16 protein-coding genes are annotated in these 22640 nt (G+C 60.5%); 9 read left to right on the top strand and 7 right to left on the bottom strand.

The window, feature by feature from the left end; translation table 11 throughout:
• Nucleotides 1–138: 138 nt before the first annotated feature.
• Nucleotides 139–3198: an AAA family ATPase gene (locus ASE64_RS07745; protein WP_055778419.1), complete on the bottom strand. Its 3060-nt coding sequence runs from the start codon at nucleotides 3196–3198 to the stop codon at nucleotides 139–141.
• A 454-nt stretch (nucleotides 3199–3652) separates the two neighbouring features.
• On the opposite strand from ASE64_RS07745, the gene ASE64_RS07740 reads away from it, so the two are divergent.
• Nucleotides 3653–4600, top strand: coding sequence for a hypothetical protein (locus ASE64_RS07740; protein WP_055778416.1), 948 nt, complete (start codon nucleotides 3653–3655; stop codon nucleotides 4598–4600).
• A 206-nt stretch (nucleotides 4601–4806) separates the two neighbouring features.
• Here ASE64_RS07740 and ASE64_RS07735 read toward each other — a convergent pair whose 3' ends face one another.
• Nucleotides 4807–5352: a hypothetical protein gene (locus ASE64_RS07735; protein WP_156351703.1), complete on the bottom strand. Its 546-nt coding sequence runs from the start codon at nucleotides 5350–5352 to the stop codon at nucleotides 4807–4809.
• Nucleotides 5353–5890: 538 nt separating this feature from the next.
• On the opposite strand from ASE64_RS07735, the gene ASE64_RS07730 reads away from it, so the two are divergent.
• The gene (locus ASE64_RS07730) at nucleotides 5891–6985 is read left to right on the top strand and encodes an RES family NAD+ phosphorylase (protein WP_162234554.1); all 1095 of its coding nucleotides are present in this window, start codon (nucleotides 5891–5893) and stop codon (nucleotides 6983–6985) included.
• Nucleotides 6986–7307: 322 nt separating this feature from the next.
• The gene (locus ASE64_RS07725; RefSeq protein WP_055778407.1) at nucleotides 7308–10361 is read left to right on the top strand and encodes an SIR2 family NAD-dependent protein deacylase; all 3054 of its coding nucleotides are present in this window, start codon (nucleotides 7308–7310) and stop codon (nucleotides 10359–10361) included.
• Nucleotides 10362–10548: 187 nt separating this feature from the next.
• Here the strand turns inward: ASE64_RS07725 and ASE64_RS07720 are convergent, their stop codons facing one another.
• From ASE64_RS07720 to ASE64_RS07710, 3 genes are all read right to left on the bottom strand, one after another.
• A complete protein-coding gene (locus ASE64_RS07720) occupies nucleotides 10549–13935 on the bottom strand; it encodes a DNA polymerase III subunit alpha (RefSeq protein WP_055778404.1) in 3387 nt (1128 codons plus the stop codon).
• Nucleotides 13932–14198 carry a DUF6504 family protein gene (locus ASE64_RS17940; RefSeq protein ID WP_442853829.1) on the bottom strand — a complete coding sequence of 89 codons (267 nt, stop codon included), beginning with the start codon at nucleotides 14196–14198 and terminating at the stop codon, nucleotides 13932–13934. The genes ASE64_RS07720 and ASE64_RS17940 overlap by 4 nt, the downstream gene beginning before the upstream one ends.
• Nucleotides 14199–14614: 416 nt before the next feature.
• Nucleotides 14615–15103 (bottom strand): hypothetical protein, encoded by a 489-nt coding sequence (locus ASE64_RS07710; protein ID WP_156351702.1) that lies wholly within the window; start codon nucleotides 15101–15103, stop codon nucleotides 14615–14617.
• Nucleotides 15104–16427: 1324 nt separating this feature from the next.
• Between ASE64_RS07710 and ASE64_RS17575 the strand changes: the two genes are divergently transcribed.
• The 4 genes from ASE64_RS17575 to ASE64_RS07690 are packed head-to-tail and all read left to right on the top strand — an operon-like array spanning nucleotide 16428 to nucleotide 19102.
• Entirely contained in the window at nucleotides 16428–17078 is a 651-nt protein-coding gene (locus tag ASE64_RS17575) for a M23 family metallopeptidase (protein ID WP_235480575.1), read from the top strand.
• Nucleotides 17079–17092: 14 nt separating this feature from the next.
• Nucleotides 17093–17797, top strand: a complete 705-nt coding sequence (locus ASE64_RS07700; protein ID WP_156351701.1) for a DsbA family protein — start codon at nucleotides 17093–17095, stop codon at nucleotides 17795–17797.
• Nucleotides 17798–17828: 31 nt separating this feature from the next.
• A complete protein-coding gene (locus ASE64_RS07695) occupies nucleotides 17829–18377 on the top strand; it encodes a TlpA disulfide reductase family protein (RefSeq protein ID WP_235480534.1) in 549 nt (182 codons plus the stop codon).
• A complete protein-coding gene (locus ASE64_RS07690) occupies nucleotides 18377–19102 on the top strand; it encodes a cytochrome c biogenesis CcdA family protein (RefSeq protein ID WP_055779779.1) in 726 nt (241 codons plus the stop codon). Before ASE64_RS07695 ends, ASE64_RS07690 begins: the two co-directional genes overlap by 1 nt.
• 4 nt (nucleotides 19103–19106) lie before the next feature.
• Here the strand turns inward: ASE64_RS07690 and ASE64_RS07685 are convergent, their stop codons facing one another.
• Nucleotides 19107–20024, bottom strand: coding sequence for a cation diffusion facilitator family transporter (locus ASE64_RS07685; protein ID WP_055778391.1), 918 nt, complete (start codon nucleotides 20022–20024; stop codon nucleotides 19107–19109).
• Between the two features lie 71 nt (nucleotides 20025–20095).
• On the opposite strand from ASE64_RS07685, the gene ASE64_RS17125 reads away from it, so the two are divergent.
• The gene (locus ASE64_RS17125; RefSeq protein ID WP_082465987.1) at nucleotides 20096–20416 is read left to right on the top strand and encodes an ArsR/SmtB family transcription factor; all 321 of its coding nucleotides are present in this window, start codon (nucleotides 20096–20098) and stop codon (nucleotides 20414–20416) included.
• On the opposite strand, the gene lnt is transcribed toward ASE64_RS17125, so the two are convergent.
• Nucleotides 20394–21845 (bottom strand): apolipoprotein N-acyltransferase, encoded by a 1452-nt coding sequence (gene lnt / locus ASE64_RS07675; RefSeq protein ID WP_235480533.1) that lies wholly within the window; start codon nucleotides 21843–21845, stop codon nucleotides 20394–20396. The two genes, ASE64_RS17125 and lnt, sit on opposite strands and share 23 nt — an antisense overlap.
• A 176-nt stretch (nucleotides 21846–22021) precedes the next feature.
• On the opposite strand from lnt, the gene ASE64_RS07670 reads away from it, so the two are divergent.
• Nucleotides 22022–22429, top strand: a complete 408-nt coding sequence (locus ASE64_RS07670; protein ID WP_055778381.1) for a hypothetical protein — start codon at nucleotides 22022–22024, stop codon at nucleotides 22427–22429.
• The last annotated feature ends 211 nt before the right edge of the window (nucleotides 22430–22640 follow it).

The following is a 22640-nucleotide window of genomic DNA, read 5'->3' as shown; positions in this document are numbered from 1 at the left end:
GAGGTGTGTCGAGCCGCGGTTGCGACTGTCGGGTAGTACAACGAAAGCCATGAGATCTTCTCCTTCGAAAATTTCTCGTGTCACGCACGCCTAGGCTTCCTTCGCCGCGTAGGTATTCTTCCAGGGCTGGTGTGCTGGCTAGGCCTTGCCGATGGCCGGGTTGTTGTCTTTGGTCGGAATGAAGGCACGTTGCGGAGCGTGCGCCGGGCGCCTTTCGGCGCGTCTTTGAAGTCTGACCTCATCTCGTTGTGCAACCTCGGCTGATAGCTGGTCGACGGGCAGCTGCTCGCGCAGGGCCGCCTCGAGGCGAAGCTGGTCGAGTGTGGCCGTGCGCGCTTTCGCTGTGGCGACCGCCGCCTCGTTTGTGCGCTTGGTCTCGGGGTCGTCGGATCCGGCCGTGCGCTCCGCGACGCGATGACTCTTGGCCAGGCTCGTTTCTGCAACCGTGATCTTCGCCGCCAGGTCCCGCTCGTGGCCGAACGGTCGAGCGACACGATCCGTCCACTCGGCAACCGTGCGGTCAGCGGGCTTCGCGGCCACGGACACCTCGTGCTCAACTGCCACTTTCGACTCCTCAAGTGTGTTCTCAATGCGCCCACGGACGATCGCCTCAGCGAGCTCCACGCGAGCTTTGTCGTCGCTCGAGGCGGCGACGACGACCTCGTTGGCGCGCTTGCCTCGAGTCATACCGACGTAGAGGCCGGCACCTGATACGCCGGGGCCGGTGATTGCGACATCGACGGTGGTGCCTTGGATTCCGTGAGCGGTCGACGCGTATGCAAGGTGAGCGGAGTCCGCTAGGTACTCGGCGTCGAGCGTGACGACCTCGTTGCCCAGTTCGCCCTCTCGCATGGCCCGGACGGATCCGTCACGCTTGAGGGAGATGATCGTCCAGTCGTCGCGGTTGGCGACGCCGGCTTCGCGATCGTTCTTCCTGGTCTGGATCCGGTCACCGACCATGAGGCGCTGGTCGTGCTGGCCAAGCGCCGACCGACCTTGCTCGAGCTGGCCTCGCTCTATGCGGAGGCGCTGGATCTCGTCGTTGATGGCCTGGGCCTCTTCGTTGGTCGACGTCGTGATCGCGATCGATTGCCCGAGACCGTGAGCGGTGAACCACCGGTCGACCAGAGTGTCGCGGGCGGCCCGATCATCGTCCACTCGCACGATGAGGCTGCGCTCGGCGAGCTCGTCGACCACGGCGGTCGCGTCGACGAGATCCTTCGGGTCACGCAGACGCAGCGAGAGCGCCGCGTACTCCACATCCGAGTTACCGGCCGCCGTCCGGAACCGGTGAACGGCAGACAGTTCAGCGGTCGACGGTGCGAGGCGGTGAGCGAGAGCCATCGCGCCCGAGTGACCGACCGGGTTGAGCTGGAGATGGTCACCGACCATGGCGATACCGGCACCCGTGGACGCCGCAACCTGGGCGACGGCACGCGCCGTGTAGAGATCCATCATCCCGGCCTCGTCGACCACGATCCGGTCGCCCGGGCGCAGCACGAACTCCTCCGGGACACCGCGGTAGATCGACCCGGTGGTCGGCTCGGTGTCGCCCGGGTTCAGTTTCGTCCACTGCTCGCCCTCGGGCGTGGTCTCCCACCGCCACCCGTACGCACGGATTAGAGCGTGAACGCTCGAAGAGTCACCACCGATCGCCTCGCCGGCCACGTTGGCCGCCTTCTTCGACGGAGCGACGACCAGCAGTCGCCGGCCCTGCTCGTCGAGTGACCGCTTCACGACCTGGAGGATGGTGGTCTTGCCCGTACCTGCAGGACCGGTCACGGTCACCAGACCGGCCTGGCCAGCGATGAGCTGCGCGGCTTTGAGCTGACCGGCGTCCAGCGGGTTCTCGCTCACCTGGGCGGCGATCGCTCCCACCACGTCGACCGGAACCTCGGGGCCATCGACGGCCAACTCGGCAAGCTCGGCCTCGAGGTCGAGCTTGACCTGCACGGTCGCGGTTGAGCGGAGCGACTTCACATGAGCGGGCACATACTCGGCGTCCGACAAGCTGATCGTGTGAGCGCCCACCGCCCGCTCGGTCACATCCTCGAGCAGCTCGTCCAGGGTTGAGCGCTCAGCGACCACACCGGACGCGGCGACCATGTAGGCCGCTCCCGCTCGAAGGTCGAACAGGCTGAACCGGTCATTTGAGCGGGCCGACCGGGCGTCCGCCCAGGCGACCGCCTGAGCGGCAAGACGGTCACGGTCAAGATCGGCCACAGTCACCCGCTTACTCATCGTGGGCGTGAGCCGCCCATCCTTGAGCCGCTTCCCGAGGCGCGGATCTAAAGCGGCGATCTCATCTCTGACCTGCTGCGCCCACGTGAGCTCGTCCAGATCGCCCGGCTTGTTTGGGCGATCCTTCGCCCACGCCCACGCATCAAACGCCGCGACGTCCTGCGGGGACGGCTCACGGTCAGGATTCAGCGCCCGCCACTCGGCCTCGCGTGCTGAGCGGTTCGCCTCGATCTGGTTTGACCGGCGGCTCATGGGCCGGACCAGGTGAGCCAGCTCGGTGATCTCGCCCTGAGCGTTGAGCGTCAGACCGTTCTTGTTGAGCGCCGCGATCCACTCGGGATCCGTGCGAGCGGCCAGCTCACCCTCACCATTCACGATGGGCTGGAACTTCATCATCACGGCAGAGTCGACATTCGACCATTTGCCGTCCGCGCCCTGCACCTTGGCGTTGAGCCACAGGTGCCGATGAGAGTGCGGATCCAGAGAACGTGACCGCTCATGGTTCAGCTCGACGACCTCGACCCGCGCCAGCGACTCCATCACCTTGGACCCGGCACCGCGGCGAGCGTTGAGCTCCGTCTGCCACTTCACGACAACACGGTCACGCAGCCGGTCCTGCAGGCGACTGAACTCGAGTGCCAGCTCCGGGTTCAGCATCGCCGCGATCGAGAACGACTTCGGAGTGTTGATCGTGGAATCGAAGATCAGATTCGCCTTCTCCGACATGTCGGCCCGACCACGCGTCTCATCCGTGAGCGGGTCGCGACCATCGATCCAGGCACGCAGTTTCGACGCGGTGAGCGTGTCCCCGCTTATCTGCCCATCCTCGACCGTCCACCTGGTCACCGTGTCGCCGGCATAGTGCGCAGCAGACTCCACAGCCTCGTGCGCGGTGTGCGCATGGGCCTGTGACGCGTCACAGGTGCCCTCGAATGCATAGGCGACGGCGGACCCCACACCGCGGCTCCCAGAGCCTCTACGCCACACCCGCACCCCGCCTCGCATGGCAGTTAGCTTACCTTTATCGGAGATAGAGCATACGTGCATACACTCTTATTCTTTTGTTCCTTTCTCCTCCGCTAACCTCCACCCCCACCTCTCACCCACTTTCGTTTGCTCCTTCTGTCTGTCACTCGCGCCCGTCACCGCTCGAACATTCGCTGCTATGCCTTAAGTCGTTCGCGCAACCGGAGTTCCGACCTGGTAAGAAGGCCCGAGGCCTGAAGGGCGGCCACGACGAAAAGCTTGCGAGCGGTGCTGTCGCCTAGCCGGTCCGAGTAATCGATCGCCTCTTGAATTCAAATTCAAGCGGCGCTTGACCCGTTAGTAACGGATGCTTCGCGCGATCGCCAAGGAGACATGTAGTGTCCGGAGATCTGGGGGAGGCGGCCACGACAGTACACTGACGCGCATGAGCCAGATCAGCAAGCAGGCTCGGGACGCGATCCTTGCCGCTCGGGTTGGTCAGTACATCCAACGCCAGGCTGACGAGGACACGGAGGATGCGGCCCAAGGCAAGATCCTTGGGCTTCTGAACGGGTGGCGCAAGGCAATGGCGAACCGCGACGGGGTGATGGCAAGAAATGACGGCTCCGATCTCCGGGTCGACGAGTTGCGAGTGCCGAAGCTTGAGAAGGAACGACGCAGCTCTCAGACGCGTGATCATCCACCCGAGCATGTCACCGCTCCAGAGCAGGCAGACCACGCGATCGGGCTTTACCACAATCTAATGACGGGGCTTGATGCCATGATGGTCGACGACGATCGCACGGGCCTCCAGCTTCATCTGACCTCCGAATACGTCGTTATCCGAGCACTCATCGAAGCCGCAACCACAGCCCTTTGGATCCTTGGACCGGACAATAGCGACACCCGTGTCGAACGCGCCCTTCGGCTCCGCCACGACGAACTCATGTATTCGAAAAACCTTGCGAAGAACTATGCTCGCTACTCCCATGCTCTCGACGGGGACGAGTACCGTGAGCAGGAGAAGTACGTAACCGGTCAGGTGATCGATCTGAAGACCCTTACCGTGGACGCTGGCCTAGATTTTACGAAGGTGGCCGCCAAGCTCAGCCCGTCCACGATCGCCGCGGAGGGCGGCGTATACGTGCCCGAGCTCGGAGGGGCGATGACGTACTGGTATTGGTCAACTGCTAGCTCGCTGGCACACGGCGAACCTAGCAACATGCGCACTCTCTCCGACATGAAACTCATCGGCGTTGATCACCGAAACGCGCTTATAGCGCACGTCGAGCCGAGCGCCATGAGCATCCTCCAGCACCTCGAAGCCGCCCACGCCCTTATTACAAAAGCGCACCAACTTTGGAACGAGCGCGCCCGCGCAGATGAAAACTAGCCCGTGGACTATTGGGCATCTTTCGCCCTCACTTGACCCCGGCACTGATCCCCCATGACCTGCTCACATGTCGCAAGGCTCGCCGGTGCCGGTACGTAGTCAGAATGATCGTGAGGCCTGCGCTCCGTTTGGCCAAGCTATTTCGAGCTCGGCGTAGAACCGACTCAACTTGGTGCCACCGGCGGAGGGGCCAGATCGCCCGGAACCTACTGAGAGCGCGGGAGGTAGCCAAGGCCAAGCGCGACAAATATTGCTGCCAATAATCCGAAGTAGGCCGACAGGAATCTTAGGAGTATCCCTAGTCTTTCGAGCTCCACTTTTTGCAAGGTAGCGAAAGGAGTAAAGCGGGCCTTGGTGGGATCACTGAACAGGATATTTATGAGTCGGCTGGTAACCGGAGGCTTCGGATTAGTTGTCCACAAGCTATTAACGCCAGCAGCGTAGGGCGCGAGCCAACCGGCACCGTGACCGAGGAAGGCATAGACGGCTGCAAGTAGTCCAAGCGCTACGGGTAACGTGCTTAGAAAATGAAGCGAAAGGGCGAAGGCGACCTCCGGGTCCGATTCCTCCGAAATCTTGGACAATGCTAAGAGCGACATTGCAATGCCCCCCAGAAGTACGACAACCGTTGTGACTACGATTGTTCTCTTTGCTCTGAGGTATCTGAGCTTGAGCCTGTCGGCACGAGTTTGGGCCGACTTTTGCAGCGTTGTCATAACCAAATTTCCTGGATCGGGAATAGCGGTTTCCATCGAAAAACCTTCAGTTCATGGGCGGTTGCCTGATCGTCGCTTGCAAAATGCATCTGAGTGCTGCCAGGAGCAAGGAAGGTCGCAAGCATATTCGCAAGGCAGGGACAGCCTGGGTTCGCAACGACGGTGCTGCCATGAATTGGCGGAGCTGACGTATTGATCGGTCCTTTGCTCCGGTGACGTTTATCCGCAAATAACTTGGCCCCGTCTTTGCCCTTATTCAGCGCTTCGTGGACGACATAGAGTCAAATCGCTTCAAGCTGTCTAGACGCGCATATTGCAAACACGCTTCGGGTAGACGCGACGGAAAAACGTTCCGCCGCGAGCCCCTAGACGGCGTGCACAGAACCAAGGCGCTGGGCATGATGGTTGCATGGAGTTAGCCCAGGTCTCATCTACGCACGACGTTATGTGCCTCGCGCACATTAGCGATACGCACTTACTGAGACAGGTTATGGACTTCGCCGAGGAGGGCGACTGCACGATCTGTCGATCGGACGGTCTAGCCCCGGAAGGTCAAGTCATAAGCATCAACCGCGTGGCTCGTGTCGTGGAGAAGGTAGCCCAAGACTCTTATGACCACGAAGGCTGGATGTCGGACGGCATACAAATACTGGAGCCGCTCGATACGGAAGCGGTAGTGATGGCGCTCTTGGCAGATGCAATTGCACCTGAAGCGCTTGATTCCGCTGTGGGTCTTGTGGCGCCACTCATCCAAGAGGATCTTGACTGGTTTGTGCCGTTCAGCATGGACCGCGATGAGGGCATCGAGCACGAATGGGACAGGTTTGAAGAACGCGTGAAGCACGAGTCTCGGCTACTGCTGCGCCCACGCGGTCAAAGCCCCCAGTCCGCGCCCGAGAGAAACTACGAATTCATTGAGTCGCTGCTTTTCCTCGCTGAGGAGCGCGCAGGCCTCATTCGGACGCTGCGCAGAGATACAAAGTTGTATCGGGCGCGCGCTGAGCGGGACGCTCACGAGTTCGAGCGGAGCGCAAAAGAATCACCGGCTCGGCAGCTCGGTCCTGCACCCAGAGAACGTGCCAGTGCTGGACGGATGAACGCGCAAGGGGTGCCGATGTTCTATGTTGCGCTCGATCAGGAGACCGCATGCGCTGAGGTCGCCTCTCATAGCCCTTATGACGAGGCTGTCGTCGGCCAGTTCGTCTTACAGAAGCCGCTTCGTGTGCTCGATCTCACCACTGTTCCGGAGCCACGGAGCATGTTCGATCACACAGCTACGGACGAACGTCTTAACGCGCTCGGCGTGTACAGAGAGCGCATAACACGCCCGGTCATCTTGGACGGAAACCACCCCGTTGACTACGCCCCAACGCAGGTAATCACCGACGCGTTCCGGCATTGGCCTGAGCAATCGCTCGACGGCATCATGTACCCGTCGCGGGTGAGTGAAGGTGGCAAGAATATCGTCCTGTTCTACGGGGATCGCATGTGGTTCGAGTCGCCCTCGGAGAAGTCCTCACGTTTCGAAGCATTCATTCGAAAGACTGAGCACGGCCATGAGGCTTCACTTTTTCACATAGATCCGGCGACCGTCCGGCGGTTCCGCGTGAGGCGTGAAATTACTGTCACCAAAGCCGCGCCTTGGAATCTTGACGAAACGACCGGCTAGGGGCGGCTGCGCCTTCGTCTCGGGTCTGAGAAAGGGCCTGTCTTGCACCACTGGGCCGGAAGGATTGTCACGCTCGGCCCGGTTTGAGGTCGCAGTGAGGCCAAGCCCGCCAGAGAGACCTGAACTGGATGAGAGGAAGGGAGCGTCGTCGACCTCTGCTGCCTACATAGCCCGGCCACGGAATGTCATGGGGATTTCTCATGGGAGGTCTTATGCGCCTACGCGTAAATGCTTCACGTAGCAGCAATTCTCCTAGTAGCCTCAAAGAAATCTGTGTGCTTCGCAGTCGCAATGCGTCTGAACGTTTATAAGGAAATAGGCAATGATGCTTGATCGTCTGAAGTCCGCAATCTCGGACGGCAAAGCTGTGGTCGTGGCAGGAGCAGGCGTCGCCATATCCTCCACAGAAAATGCAGAGTCGGCCGGCTGGATTTCGTTGATCGAGAATGGTGTCGGCTACCTTCGTATCCACGATCCAAATTTTGTTGATGAGCGGGCAGCGGCCGTGGCTTCGGCAATCAAGTTGGGCACGGAGGGTGGAAGTGCTGATGATCTGATTAGCGCCGCTGGCCTCGTGGCGAACCGAATTAAGAAACTCGGAGATCAGGCTTACGCGTCCTGGCTACGACAGACGATCGGTGCCCTAGTGTGCGTGAACGACGATCTCATTTTGGCGATACTCAACCTCGGGGCGCCTGTGCTCACGACTAATTACGACACTCTGATCGAATCCGTGGGAGACAGAACTTCCGTTGATTGGACAGAGCAATTTGGACTTCAGTCCCTACTGAACCGGGATTCGAACTCGATCGGTCATCTCCACGGCGTCTGGTCGAAGCCCGAAAGCGTCGTACTTTCCGAAGCTGACTATCAGAGGGTCCTCGGCAGCCCCAGCCTTCAGGCAATGCAACATGCAGTCTCTGCGATCCAATCGCTCATATACGTGGGCTTCGGCGCGAGCATGGATGACCCAAACTTTTCTAGTCTTCTTGAGTGGCATCGCGCAACGTTTCCAAATTCGGCTGCTCAACACTTTCGGCTGTGCCGAAGTGAAGAGTATGAGGTGCTCTCCCGGCTGCACGCCAATGACAATATTGAGGTAGTCGAGTACGGCGACAAGCACGCGGACCTGCCAAGATTCCTGGAGTCCCTTCGTCCTGCAGACTCAGATTCTCCTACTTCTGACCACGGCCTCGTTCGCAACGTCGCACAAGAAGCCCGGACTTCTATTGAGGAAGAGATTCGACGTGTCACGATCATTGGGGAGAAATTCGACGATTTGTCGGCCCGTCCGTATTCGGACCTGGTCATAGAGCCAGCCCTTATACCCTTGCGGCACGATCAGTGGCGCGTGATGCATAGCAAGCCTGAAAGTGAACGGGTGGCGCCCGTTGACCTCGAGGTCGAACTCGATCGAGAGGGAATCACGATTATCGCAGGGGAGGAGAATTCAGGACTATCGACCACCCTCCAATGGTTCATCCTCAAACGGGGCGAAAGGCGTGGCACAATCCCGGTAACTGTGAGATTTCCTTTGCTTACAGCGGGCTCTCGGCCGGTTGAAAGAGCGTTAAGGAAAGAGGTTAGGTCTCAAGGATTTAACCTTAAACCCACCGATCCCATCCCCGCAGTCGAGCTAATGATTGACGATTTCGCTCCTTTTGCGGCCAGACTGGTAGACCGCGCGGTCGCTGATCTCACGAGTGGCCAGTACAGCAGAGTTGTCATTGGCTGCAAAGAAGGCGAGGAAGAGGAGCTTCGAGAGAGGTTCCAGAACGCCGGAGTGGAGACGCGACTACTCTATGTGGGCCGCTTCAACCGAGGCCGGGTAGTCAAACTGGCTAGCCTTATTTCCCCTATGCGATCGGAAGTTCTTGCGGCGAGCGTCATCACGATACTGAAAGCTGAGGGGCTCCCAAGGACGCCCTTCACAATTGCGCTCTTGATGCAAATCTTGTTCCAGGGTCAGTCGGTAGTGGCTAACGCTTCACCGACCACGATTTTGGACCAGTACGTGAGCCTGCTCCTTGGCCGCGGAAGCGAACACGAGGACTCACGATTCGCGATCGATTCTGTCCAATATGAGGCGATTCTGGCCCACGTGGCATCGCGTTTCGTTTCGATGAAAAGCGCTGCTCTTCCTGAACCTGAGGTCTTGACCACACTTCAGACCTTCTTGGGGCAAGTTGACTGGCCGGATACACCCAGATCGGTTCTTGACAGTTTGATGGCCCGGAAGGTTCTTAGCCTCCGAGAAGGGAACGTGCGTTTTACGCATGCCAGTTATCTCTATCTTTTCGCGGCGAAAAGTGGGCTGAAGGATTCTCAGTTGCTAACCACAATGGTGGAACGACCACTTTATTTTTCTCCCATTCTTAAGAACTACTCCGCTCTCGCGCGAAGTGATGCCCAACTTCTGGAGAGTTTGGTGCCTCTCCTCAGCGAGTGGGAAAACCGTAGTTACCGTGGACGCGCGTATCAAGACACTCTGGTCATTGATGCGCCAGAAGAGTTGGAGAAGAGCGTCCTCGAAACGGATGTCCCCGTCCTGGAGACGGCCCCGAAAGACACCAGTACGGACAGAGAGGCGCCTTCAACAGACGACGAACTAGACAGCTTTGACGCAGAGGTGAATGAGCCCTTTTCCCTTGTGTCAGAAAGAGAGCTACCGGATTTTGTGCGCTACACGCTGGTTCTTTCCTTGGTGTCCACGGTTCTGCGTGACAGCGACCAGATAACGGACCTTTCCCTAAAGAAGCAGACCCTTGCAAGCGTCCTCTCCGGCTGGGGAAATTTAGTCAATATGCTTGAAGAGTCAGACCTGTTTCAGGAAATGGCTGAAGCAATCAAGGAGCAGATCTCCAATGTCGCCGAGGTCGACCCCGAGATAATGAGCAGCCTCATATCCGATCTGATGAGAGAAATGCCTGCTGCTGTCACCTACGGAGGCGTTGCCGGAAATCTATCATCGCGAAAGCTTCTTCTTACTCTGGGACGCCTCGTGGATGACGACGAGTTCTCATCGGATCGACCGTCGATGGCCGCAACCGCGATGTTCTATCTGACCACGACTGATCCAGGTTGGCTCGCGTCGGTCAAGGCTATCTTTCTGGCTAACGTCGGCGTTCAGTTGTTCAGCGAGTTCCTGTGGATGATGCTCTTCATGCGCTATTTGGAGTCGAGTAACGCAATGGAATCCCAGGAGATTCTGGATGTTTTGGTCGAGGTTCGATTGCATCATTACAATTTTTCGAACCGCGCGGCACGAGGGAATGGCAAGAGTCAACTCACCCGATCAATTTCGCAAGCGAAGCTGCGATACCTATCGGGTGGCTTTGAAGATTCGGGCGAGTCCCAGGAGGAACTCGATGACTAGTAGCGCGCCTCGATGAAGTAATCGTGGGGGAGGGTGACATTCGCTCGGTCCGAAAATCTGACTCCGCCCACAGGCCAGCAAAGACAGGTGCTTATTTGGTGACACCCGAATGGACACCGACTCGGAAGGCGAGTGCCTTTGTCAGTTTGCGCTCCGTGAGCTGTACCGAAATGCTTCGCCCATCCGATTAAGTCATCTGATCGGCATCGCCGCTTTTCGATCCGATGGTTCTGAAACTTCCGGCAGCCACAGACGCAAACACCTCCCATGCCTGTCTCAAGTCAAATGCTTCCTCTGCTTGTAGGCTCACGCCTCGAGCGCCTGTACGCCGAGTGCGTCCGCGGATTAGGAGAAGCCGTGTGCCGAACAGCAGCGGTCCCGATCGTTGTTGGGCCTCATCGAAGAACGTGGTGTCCGCACATCCGGTTCCGTCGTCAAGGCTGATAAAAACCACACGTTTGCCGCTCCGCATTGGTGGGGTCTGCGTGGCTACGCGCACTCCGGCGACGATGACCTCGGTCTTGTTGGGCAGTGACACCAGGTCGGCGGCGGGGGTGACGCCGAGTGAGTCAAGCAGGGGCCGGTAGCTCTCGATGAGGTGCTCGTTGAGTTCGGTCGAGAGGATGTCGAGCTCCGCGCCGATCCGTTCCTGCGCGGTCGGCTCCGCGTGGCCGACCTGAACGTCGTCGACGGTGTACAGCTCGAGCTGGTTCTCGTGTTCGCCCGCCTTCGGCTTGCGCCTGGCCGTGAGTTGGCGGGCATACGCGATCACGTCGCCGCGGCTTGCACCGCCACTTAGATTGTCGAGCGCCCCGACGGTTGCCAGGCTGACCAGGAGTCGCCTCGAGGGGGTCGCACGGGTGTAGAAGTCGACGATGCTCTCGTAGGGCTGGCCGGCGAGGATGCGGTCTTTTTCGGGCTGGGTGATGCCGTGCACGTCGGTTAGGGAGTATCGGATTCCTTTTGTGCCGTCGGGTGTCCGCTCGACAAGGTATTCGTCCGTGGACGCGTTCACGTCGAGCTGCAGAATTGAGACCCCCATGCGCCTCGCCTCGGCCATGAGAAGGCGACGTTCGTACATGCCGGGGTCGTGCTCGAAGACGCCGGCGAGGAACTCGACTGGGTAGTGCGTTTTCAGCCAGGCGCTCTGATAGGTGGGCAGAGCGAACGCGGCACCGTGGGCTTTGCAGAAGCCGTAGCTCGCGAACCCGGCCAGCACTTTCCAGATCCGATCGACGTCGGCGTCCATGAAGCGGCGCCGACCACGCTCGTCGACGTTCGCTCGAGTCTTCCGCCGGAAGTACTCTTCAATACCCGCGGCTTGCTTCTCCATGGCCCGGCGCAGCTCGTCCGCCTCGGCGAGCGAAACCCCCATGCAGGTGTGGAAGATCCGGAGGATGTGCTCGTGATAGAGCACGACGCCGAATGTTTCTTTGAGGAACGGTTTGAAGCTGGGGTGCAGGTAGTCGGGATCCTGGAACCCGTGTTTGGTGTCGATGAACGGGGCGACCATGTTCCCCTTCATCGGCCCGGGCCGGAACAGGGAGATGTCGGCGATGAGGTCTTCGTAGCAGTCGGGCTGCATCTTGCCGATGAGCTCGCGCTGGCCGGGGCTCTCGATCTGGAACATGCCTAGTGTGTGGGCAGTGCGGATCGCTTCGAACGTCGGTTCGTCGTCGTGCGGGATCGCGTCGAGCTTCACGATCCCTCCCGGGCTGACATAGGGCGCGTCGACCGGGAGTCCGCCGGCGGCCGCGGCGTCTGGCCCGTTGACCCTCTCTATCTCGCGCACGGCGTATGCGAGCGTCGATTGCATGCGGACGCCGAGGACGTCGAGCTTCAGAAAGCCGACGTCGTCGATGTCGTCTTTGTCGAACTGGCTCATGGCCAGGCCGATACCGCTCGGCTGGGTGGGGGTGTAACTGAGAAGGTTGCTGTCGCCGAGGATCACACCGCAGGGGTGCTGCGAGATGTGGCGAGGGAGTCGATCGAGTCGACCAACGACGTCGACGAGCAGATCCATCCGCGAATCGTTCCGGACGAGCGCGGCGATCTCTTGTAGCTCGGGTTTCTCGTCGAGGACGGCGCGGAAGTCTCGGGCTTCGAAGCGCCAAATGTTGTTCGCGACGAAATCGATCTGCTGCTCGTCGAGACCCAGCGCGAGACCAGCGTCGCGCGCTGCCCCTCGAGCGCGGTACGTGTTCTGCATCGACAGGAGTGTGACGCGGTGGTCGCCGTACCGGTCAAAAATCGCCCGGTACACGTCGTGACGGCGGGCCGATTCGATGTCGATATCAATATCGGGCAGGGTGGAGCGTTTGTTGCCGAGGAACCGTTCGAACAGGAGGTCGTGCTCGAGCGGGTCGACGTTCGAGATCCGCAACAGATACACGACCAGGCTGCCGGCACCGCTGCCGCGAGCCTGGTTGCGGATCCGCATCCGGCGCATCATCTCCGACACGTCGGAGACGGTGAGGAAGTAGCTCGAGAACCCGAACGCGATGATGTTCTTCATCTCGTCCGCTAACCGGCCATGCACCACCTCGAGGGCGGTGTCGCGGGCGTGCGGGTAGCGCTCCGGGATGGCGGCCAGACACTTCCTCCACAGAACCTCAGCGGGATCCCCGGTGATGTCGAGCGCCGTGAGCTCCGGCACCTTCGGCTTCTGCCATGCCACATCCGACACCGGATCCAGCACGCAACGTTCAGCAAGCGCATCGGTGGCCGTCAGGAGGTCTCTGCCGGCATGGCTGTCGAGCGTGGAGAACTCGATGATCTCCTTCGCGATCGCGCGCATCTTGGACTCAGGTTTCAGCCACGCCTGCCCGTTCGGTTGTGGGGTGAAGGTCCCGAGCGGTTGCAAGCGCCCCGCTGCGTCGAGTACGTCTCCGGTGAGCGCGTCATCGGGAACCGCGTAACGAACTTCGTTCGTCAGCACGGCTGGCACGAGGGCGGCGTCGGCGAGCTCGAGCATTGCGGCCGCGTGCTCGACGCTGCGGGGGTGCCCAGGCGTCGTGAAATGGCACACCACCTCCACGACGACAGCGCCCGGGAGTAGACGCTTCCATGCCTGCAGTTTCGACCACGCCGCGGACTTGTCATGGGCGGCGACGGCGCGTCCGACGTCGGAGTCGGCACCGATCATGACTGTCGCGACAGGGCGTCCGTCGGAGAAGACGAACGACGGCAGACGCCTAGCATGGATCGCGGCTGCCCTATTAGCCGTGCCCGACAGGACGCGCCGGCCTCGCTTGGGGGAGTGAGCGGCACTGATCAACCGCGACAGACCAGCCCAACCGGCCCCGTCATTGTGCCCATGAGCGAGCACCGTGACGCTCGACGGGCGGGCGTCCGTCGTCGCGTCGTCGAGCTGCAGCTCGACACCCACAATCGGGTTTACGGCTGACTCAATGCACTGCCGGATGTGCCGGACCGCCCCGTAGAGACCGTCCCGATCCGTGATTGCCGCAGACCGTGCGCCAGCCTCTGCAGCGCGCTCCACAAGCTCTGCGGGGCCACGGGTGCCATGGTGAACAGAGAACGACGACGCCACGTGAAGATGCGTGAACGTCACCGTCCCGAGACCTGGTCGAGCGCCCAACCGCCCTCGCCGTGGCAGACGTCGACCAGCAAGATCGCGCCATCTGGACTCTGCACTTCAACCCGATATACCAGGCGCTCGAGCAAACCTCCCGAAGAGCCTCGCGGTGCGCGAACTGGCCCCGCCCACCAGGCGTTGCGGTCGATCCACCGCTGGGGTTTGCGGATCACCACGAATGTCTCGCCGTCCCAGACCAGCGACGCTGGGGTGCCGTCACCGGTCGTCGCTACACTCACCAACGCCACCACACCACCGCCATTATTCGAACGTGTGTTCGAATCTAGGTCAGGACCTCCGACACCACAATCTGGAACGGCGTGTCGTCACCGTTGGGACGATTTACGTCGGAGATGTACGCGGACTTCTACGGCTGTCTCGTCGACGTCAAGCCATAGGGCCGCGACTTCCCTCGCAGCGCCGCGGAGCTCACCTAACGTGCGCGCCTGACCCATCGCTTCAATTCGGACGTCTCCTCCGACTGGTGACGGGCAATTGAGTTCAGGGATAGAGAATGTCCACCACCGGCCGTCACGGTGGGCGAAAGCCTCGTAGACCGGTGCGGTGTCGTGGTCGATAGCGGAGGGCATGAGGACCGTCCTTCAAGGACTCCGAGCGAACTCGAAGAGATCACTCTAACTCGCTCGGTTCCCTACTAGAACGGCGCGTCGTGCTTGTGGTCAACTATTTGACTTCTAACGAAAACGATGGCCTTGTTCGCAGCATCGAGGAAGAGGCCGCGTGACATACCCCCGGCGCCATTGACCAAGTTCGCGAAAGTAATGATCGAGCTGGTTCCTACAGGCACAAGGCCAGTAAGACTGCTCTCGTATGGGGGTGAAGGCGCTCGGTTGGCCAGGATCAGGGCGGCCTCGATTTCGTCTGAAGGTTCATCGGGATGAGGGTCCCTCATCGGCCAAAGGGCAACATCGAGACTCCACCGGTCGTCGTTGTACTTAGATATCCCTTCATAGGTCGCCATCGCGTGAACGGGCCCAGGCGAGCCGTTAATCGTTTGCGGGATTAGAGAGCTGGGGTAGTAGCCGAGGTCTTTCAACTGACGTACGAGGACTTTCACATGGTCGTACGACGGGGTGCCGAAGGTGAAAGTTCGGCTGAAAGACGGAGTCTTGGGCGCAGTCACAAACCCAGGGTAGATGAGCAGAGTTCACACGACCAGGAGGGCACTCAGACCATAAACGACCGTTTCTGACTGCCAGTTCCGGCCGGGGTCTCAGCAGCAACTACGATGCCTCCCAGCGGCGGTCGAACAACGACCAGCCGCGCCTCAGGAGTCGGAACGAGGCTAGGAAGGGCTCCGCGACAAGCTCAGGGCTACCCGGAGCTTTCCCTTGCCAATACCGGTCTGGGGGTCCGCGTCGCCGAAGGTAGTCCGTTGGAAGAGTGTGAACTTGATCGGTAAACGGCGGTGTTCTGTGATCGATAATTGGCGCGTCGAATTTATAACGCATCTCCCAGTCGTGGGTTCAAGCAATTCTGTACTATGAGAGCTTGTGTCGTGGAAGAGCGACGGCGGCATAAGGAAAGGTGGTGGGAGCGTGGTTCATTCACGATCCCGGCGTCGTCCTCTACTTGTGGTCCTGGTGGGCTGCCTTGCCTTGGTTCTGACGCTCCTCTCTATGCATGCTTTCGATGCACGAACGGGGACGATCCCGCAGCCGGCCGCTGCAATGTCAGCTGCCTCGTTCGATGTGAACGACACGGGTTCGGCGACGATTTCCTCAACGGAGCAACCTCCCGTCACAGTCGGCGAGCTATTGTTGTGCGCCGCCATGGGGCTTGTCTGTGCGCTTGGTGCCATCGCTTTCGCCCGACTCGCGCGGTTTTTGCGAGTGGTTCGCGGTGCAGGGCAGCGCATACGGCCGTTGCTGTTGGGTCGGCTGCCTCGACCGTGCTCGATTCGCCCTGTGGCTTTTACCCTCGATCAGCTGAGCGTTTCACGCGTCTGACCATGCCCGGAAGCGGCCTGTATGCCGCCCGTCATGTTGTTGGATCCCGTCACAGTTACTCTGCGCGTCCTCTGTGGACGTCTCTGTGTCGGCCTCTGGCTCTCGAGCCGGATGTTACGCGTGGAAGCAAACCAATTGGAAAATACAGAACACCCGTCGAGCCTTACCCGGCGTCAACTCCGTCACTTTGAGCGGCTCGGGGGCGCCCAGCCCTTAGACGACATGCTCGTTCCAGCGCCCAAGGCGCCTCCCGCTCCCGCCCGAACCCGTCGGGAGGCTCTCAGTCTCGAACGTTCCGCTGTGCGGCTCTCGGGCGCGGTGCCAGAGGAGGTGAGTCCTGGAAGTGCTGTGATTTCATCCGAGGATGTGAAGTCGGCTCCTTCGTCAAAGTCAAAACCAGCACGCGATGTCCCGGTGGATCACGGGGCGGCTTCGTCATCTGTTCCGCGACAGGTATCGCCGCCTGCGCGAATGCGCCGAGGTCGCGCAGTGGTCGCGATGACGCTAGCAGCTCTTCTTGTCGTGGGTACGTCTCTTGCCACGACTATCCCGCGCCCATCTGTTGTGGCGGCGCCGCTCGAAGCCATCCAGTCTTCTCAAGCGATGGCCGCCTCTCCGTCTGTTACGGGCCCTTCAGCGACGCGCGATGGATATACGGTCACGGAAGCGAAGAAACAGGCTGTCGCTGCGGGTATATCCGTGGCGGATACGTTCATCAACAATCCGAGCTCCTCGGTGCAGTGGCCTTTCCCGGTGGGGGTGCCGATCAGTGATTACTTCGGTCCTCGCTCGTCGCCTGGAGGCATTGGAAGTACGGACCATAAAGGGGTCGACTTCACCCCGGGTGAGGGGGCACCGATCAGCGCGGTCGCCGATGGGGTCGTTCGACTTGTCCAGGCCACTGATCAAGGCGGGCTGGGGGTTCATGTCGTTATCGATCACGTCATCGATGGGCAGAACGTCAGCAGCTGGTACGGGCACATGCTCACCGGTTCACCCACCGTCGAGGAGGGTCAAGTTGTTGTAGCAGGCCAGCAGATCGGATCCGTCGGCAACACAGGGGTCTCCACGGGCGCTCACACGCATCTTGAGATCCACGTCGGGTCGACGCCCGTTGATCCGTACGCGTTCATCAGCAGCAGAAACTAAACGAGAAGATCCCCATGACACAGAACCCGAAGAAATCACCGCCGACTCCACCTCGTGACCGTGCGATGCGAGGGCGAACCAAAATTGCCATCTGGGGTGGGGTGTTTGTGCTCGTCGCCGCCTTGGTCTCCATCATCGCCGTCAGTGTCACCTCCTCCGTCAACCAGCGCACCGCCTCAAGCGCGGAGACCCAGGTGGTGAGAGAGAACAGCCACATTCTGGATACGGCGGAGGACGGAAAGGTCACTCTGGTCGAGTTTCTTGACTTCGAGTGCGAGGCTTGCGGCGCCTTCTACCCCTACGTGGAGCAGCTTCGTGAGGAATACGACGGTCGAATCACCTTCGTGACCCGCTACTTCCCAATCCCGGCGCATCAGAACTCACGCAACGCTGCGATCGCCGTCGAAGCTGCCGCGCAGCAGGGAAAGTTCGAAGAGATGTACCGCATGATGTTCGAAACCCAGAAGACGTGGGGCGAGAGCCAAGAGCCCAAAACGGAACTGTTCCGCAGCTATGCCGAAACGTTGGGTTTAGACATGGCGAAGTACGACGCCGCGATCGCGGACCCCGCCACCACCGAAAGGGTGCAACTCGATTTCAATGATGGTGTTGCTCTCGGAGTGGAAGGGACCCCGAGCTTTTTCCTCAACGGTGAGCAGATGACGATTGAGTCCATCGACGACTTCAAAGCTCAGCTCGATGCCGCGTTGGCGAAGTAGAGCCTCGGCAACTCTTGGCCTTGTTCTGGCTTTGAGTTTGCTGACCGCCTGCAGTAACGATTCCCTTGCCGACCAGTACACAGCGGGTGATAACAAGGGCTACATCGCGGGCGACGGGTCCGTTCTCGAGATACAAGAAGACGAACGAGGTGAACCGATCGTGTTCTCGGGAACCGGCGAGAACGGAGAGCCGATCACCTCTGCCGGCTACACCGGCGATGTCTTGGTCGTAAATTTTTGGTACGCCGCTTGTGCGCCCTGCAGGCTGGAAGCACCAGACCTCGAAGACACGTACCAAAAAGTGAAAGACCAGGGCGTCGAGTTCCTCGGCGTCAACGTGCGCGACCAAGCAGCAACAGCCAAGGAGTTCTCCGCCACATTCGGGGTGTCCTACCCGTCCATCATCGACATCAATGGTGATGCGCAACTCAGCTTTGCCGGCGACGTTGCACCGAATGCGGTACCGACGACACTGATCCTTGATCGTGAAGGCCGCGTCGCCGCACGCATTCTGGGACGTGTCATAGAGGTGTCGATTCTCGAATCCCTCATCGACGGTGTTCTTCAGGAACAGGCGTGATCCCCGAACTCGTCTTCAGCGGCCAGCTCGCAGCCGCCGTTCCCCTGGCCGCGCTTGCCGGACTGGTATCGTTCGCGTCCCCATGCGTTCTCCCCCTTGTCCCGGGATATCTCGCGTACGTCAGCGGGTCGGCCGACGAAGCTCGCTCTCGATCTCGTGCCGTAGTGGGAGCTGCGCTCTTTGTCGTGGGATTTGCCGTCGTCTTCATCGCCTACGGGGCTCTGTTCGGAGCTCTCGGAACATGGCTGGTCCAATGGCAGGACACCATAACTCGGATCCTCGGAGTCGCGGTCATCTTGATGGGAATCGTGTTCGCCGGCTACATCCCCGGCCTGCAAAAAAACGCCCGCCTCTCTTTCCGTCCTGCCATCGGGCTCGGCGGCGCACCACTTCTCGGAATCGTGTTCGGGCTGGGGTGGACTCCCTGCTTCGGCCCCACACTCGTCGCCATTTCAGCGCTCAGCCTGGAGAGTGCCTCCGCGACGCGAGGAGCGGTCCTCGGCCTTGCCTACTGCCTAGGTCTCGGAATCCCGTTCCTGCTCATAGCGTGGGGTTTCAGCTTCGCCCTTCGCGCCACCGAATGGCTCAAACGCTACCTACGACGTTTGAACGTCGCAGGCGGAGTCCTCATGGTTGTGCTCGGAATTCTTATGGTGAGCGGTCTCTGGACGGCGTTCATCTACCAAATCCAAGGATGGATTGGTGGATACGTCACCCCCATCTGATCGGTCAGGTGTGGACGGCATCCTCGTGCTCGGCATGGCTGGCCGGTTCCAGCTGGAAGGTCGAGTGTTCGATCGAGACAGGGAAGTGCGTCGCTACACATTTCTGAAGATCGTCCAGAACGGCCGGCGCGGTTCCATCACGGAAACACTTCTCATCAACGACAACGTGGGCGCTGATCACGGGAAGGTTCGTCGCGACCTGGCTGGCATGAAGATCATGCACCGCGACTACGTGCGGAAGGCCCAGAATGTGTGCCCGGACATCATCGAGGTCGAGACCCGTCGGGGTTGTCTCCAGCAGGACACTGATCGTTTCTTTGAGTAGTTTCAGCGTGCGTGGAATGATCAGGGCACCGATCAGCATCGCCACGATCGAGTCGGCTCGATAGAACCCGGTGAGACTGATGACGACGGCGCTGATGATGACCGCAACCGATCCCAGAGCGTCGTTGACGACCTCGAGGAACGCAGCACGAAGGTTGAAGTTCGCCGACCGCCCTCCTGCGAGAACAGCGATCGATGCAACGTTCGCGACCAGGCCGATGATGCCGAAGATGATGAGCTCGCCTGACGCGATCTCGGGTGGAGCAAACAACCGCTGGATACCCTCAACGAACACAAACAAGCCGACGGCCAGCAACACCGTTGCCTGGCCCAGGGCAGCGAGGACCTCCGCCCGCGCAAACCCCCACGTTCGCTTCGCTGAGGTCGGTCGGCTCATTAGACGAGCCGCGACCAAAGCCATCGTGAGCCCGAATACATCGGTCAGCATATGTGCTGCGTCGATGAGCAGCGCAAGACTGCCGGTGATGATCGCGCCGAAGACCTCGGCGCCAAAGATCGTCGCGGTGATGGCGAGGGCGATGGCGATGCGGCGTGTGTGCACGGCCCCGGCCGGTGCGTGCGAATGATCGTTTCCCATACGAGGATGGTACACATTTCAGTGAACCGTCAGACGGTTGGGCGATAGTTGATAACGGATATCATTCCGGTATGGAGACTCTCACCGCCGTCGATGCGTTGGCCCGCTTCGGCCATGCCCTCTCTGACCCGCTCCGATCGCGCATTCTGGTGGAACTCTCTACCGGACCGGCATACCCGGCGGAACTGTCAGATCTCCTGGACGTTACCCGCCAACGGATGTCGAACCATCTCGCTTGCCTTCGCGGATGTGGTCTCGTCGTCGTCGTTCCCGAGGGGCGTCGGGTCCGCTACGAGCTCGCCGACTCCAAACTGGCACACGCACTCACTGATCTGCTCGGAGTTGTTCTCGTCACGGATCCCGAGCATGTTATGACCGAGAAAACCGCCTAACCGTTGTCGCCCGGGCGGTCACAAGAATGAGCAGAGGCGCGATGGTGAGGACCACGGCGAGCCCGCGTCCGATCTGAGCGGCAGGAGTGATGCCGTTCGCGGTTTGGACGGTCTCGATCATCGTGCCGGCAGTGAACGGTTTCAGCTCGGCGATCGTCGCGCCTGTGGGACTGATGATGGCGCTTGTCCCGACCGTCGAAATATTCACGACGGTGCGCCCGTATTCGATGGCGCGCAACCTCGCGATGGCCAGCTGCTGCACGCTTTCGTCCGTGCGGCCAAAGTCGGCATTGTTGGACTGAGCCAGTATCAGTTCTGCCCCGTCGTCGATCAGCTCGCGCATCACCCGATCGTCAGTGATGTCGAAACAGATCGCCGATCCCGCGGCAATGGGACCTAGATCGAGGATTCCATCGCGTTGTCCGGGGACATACTCGCGTTGGATCATGCCGATGAGATCCGGTGCCAGCTTTTCCCAGAATTCTCGGTCGGGAACATACTCGCCGAACGGGACGGGATGCTTCTTGTCGTAGACGTCGACGATTCCCCGGTCGGGGTCGACGGCCACGGTGGAGTTGAAGTAGCGTCCGTTTCGCTGAGTGATCGTTCCGAGGGTGAGCGGTGCCCCCAGGCGCTTCGCGATCATCGCCACCCTGTTCTTCTCTGCCGCCGTCGAGAACGGATCGAACTCGCTCGCATTCTCGGGCCACACGATCGCATCCAGGTCTTCGGCCTCCAGGCCAGAACTGGCGTCCAGTTGTGCCTTCAGGAGGTCACCTGGACTGCGTTCCGAGAAGTATCCGGCGGGCCCATTCCCTTGAACCGCGGCGATCCGGAACGACCCCGTAACCTGGACAGGGAACACCGGAACAAGAAGAAGAACCGTTGCCGCGGCCAACAGGACGGTGGCGACGGGCGCGACTCGCTCCCGTTCGCAAATACCCGACACGGCGCCGGCGACAAGTAACACCAGCAGGAACGACAGGCCTGCCATTCCGGTCCACGACACGACGTCCGCGAACGGGCCCTCGGACTGCGACATGGCGACCCGACCCCACGAGAATCCTCCATACGGCCACGATCCGGCGACTTCTTCTCGACCTACCCAGAGGCCCGAAATAACGGTCGGCACCAGGACCAGTCGCGCCCATCGCCCTGGCCAGGCACGAGGGACGTGCCGGTACGTCGCCGCAGCCAGCCCGCCAAAGAGTGCCCAGAACAGCGACTCGGTGACCGTCAGCGCTAGCCACGGGACCGGACCCAAATATTGCCCCACCCACGCGATATGGGTCAGGTAGAACGAAATGCCGGCAGTAAAGCCGATAAGGGCACCCCCTCTGACGCTCTGCCCCTGCAATGCCGCTAGCAACACCCCCACCCCCACAAGTGTGAGAGGCCACACATTCAGGTCTGGGAAGCCCGCATCCATCAGGGGCCCCGCGAGCACAGCGCTCAGCACTGCCGCAAGCAGCGGGAAGGGTCGACGGACGGTGGGTAGCATGGACGTTGACCGTAATGGGGAAGTCCGAGAGATCACCGTCCACCTGGGACCGTGGGGATTGATACTCTAATTCTTCCGAGCCCGGGGATTGAGAGGTCGCCATCATGCTGACCGCATCCCGTGACCTGCGTCGCATTCGTTGGATTCTGATCGTGGGAACGGTCGTCTTGTCCGGGGTTGCCGCTCTTTTGTTCGGCCACCTGACAGATTCCATCTCCAGCCTGCCCGCCGCTTCAGCCGTTTCTGAGGCGGCTGAGATCGACCGTGTCCATGTCGTGCCGGACGATCCATCCGGTGATGGGGTGGTGCAACAAGTTGTTGATCTGCTGTCGGGCTGTGCGGCTCTTATCGTCGCCTTGGGCGTTGCCTTCTTGTTCGTCGCCATCCGACGGAACGACGACTTGTCCCGAGTCGCGACGCAGCTGAAGGGTGCAGTAGGAACCCTGCGGGGTGTGGACGACTCAACGGCTCGAGTCCTCGAGCTGACGCAGCTCGGTATAGCCCGAATCTGAGCACGACGGGTAAGTTCGGCGACCTCGTTGCCGCCCACCTGTCGATGATCTCAGCCTCAATATGGCTGAGGTCCACCTTGAGTCGGAGTACCACATGCATGCGAATACTTACGACGTTTTCGCCGATTTCTTCCACCCAACCGCTGGACCGACCCGCGAGCGGGACCTAACGTGAGCGGGAAGAGCGGGACACCACAGCGATCTAGCCGTA

It is taken from the genome of Agreia sp. Leaf210 (assembly GCF_001421485.1).
Lineage (GTDB): Bacteria > Actinomycetota > Actinomycetes > Actinomycetales > Microbacteriaceae > Agreia.
This window is presented reverse-complemented; position numbering and strand designations above follow the sequence as displayed.

Excerpts from the sequence above, each read along its gene's own strand:
- ASE64_RS07740 (WP_055778416.1), top strand. The coding sequence starts at position 3,653 with ATGAGCCAGATCAGCAAGCAGGCTCGGGACGCGATCCTTGCCGCTCGG.
- ASE64_RS07735 (WP_156351703.1), bottom strand. The coding sequence starts at position 5,352 with ATGGAAACCGCTATTCCCGATCCAGGAAATTTGGTTATGACAACGCTG.
- ASE64_RS07725 (WP_055778407.1), top strand. The coding sequence starts at position 7,308 with ATGATGCTTGATCGTCTGAAGTCCGCAATCTCGGACGGCAAAGCTGTG.
- ASE64_RS17575 (WP_235480575.1), top strand. The coding sequence starts at position 16,428 with ATGACGCTAGCAGCTCTTCTTGTCGTGGGTACGTCTCTTGCCACGACT.
- ASE64_RS07700 (WP_156351701.1), top strand. The coding sequence starts at position 17,093 with ATGACACAGAACCCGAAGAAATCACCGCCGACTCCACCTCGTGACCGT.
- ASE64_RS07685 (WP_055778391.1), bottom strand. The coding sequence starts at position 20,024 with ATGGGAAACGATCATTCGCACGCACCGGCCGGGGCCGTGCACACACGC.
- ASE64_RS17125 (WP_082465987.1), top strand. The coding sequence starts at position 20,096 with ATGGAGACTCTCACCGCCGTCGATGCGTTGGCCCGCTTCGGCCATGCC.
- lnt (WP_235480533.1), bottom strand. The coding sequence starts at position 21,845 with ATGGATGCGGGCTTCCCAGACCTGAATGTGTGGCCTCTCACACTTGTG.
- ASE64_RS07670 (WP_055778381.1), top strand. The coding sequence starts at position 22,022 with ATGCTGACCGCATCCCGTGACCTGCGTCGCATTCGTTGGATTCTGATC.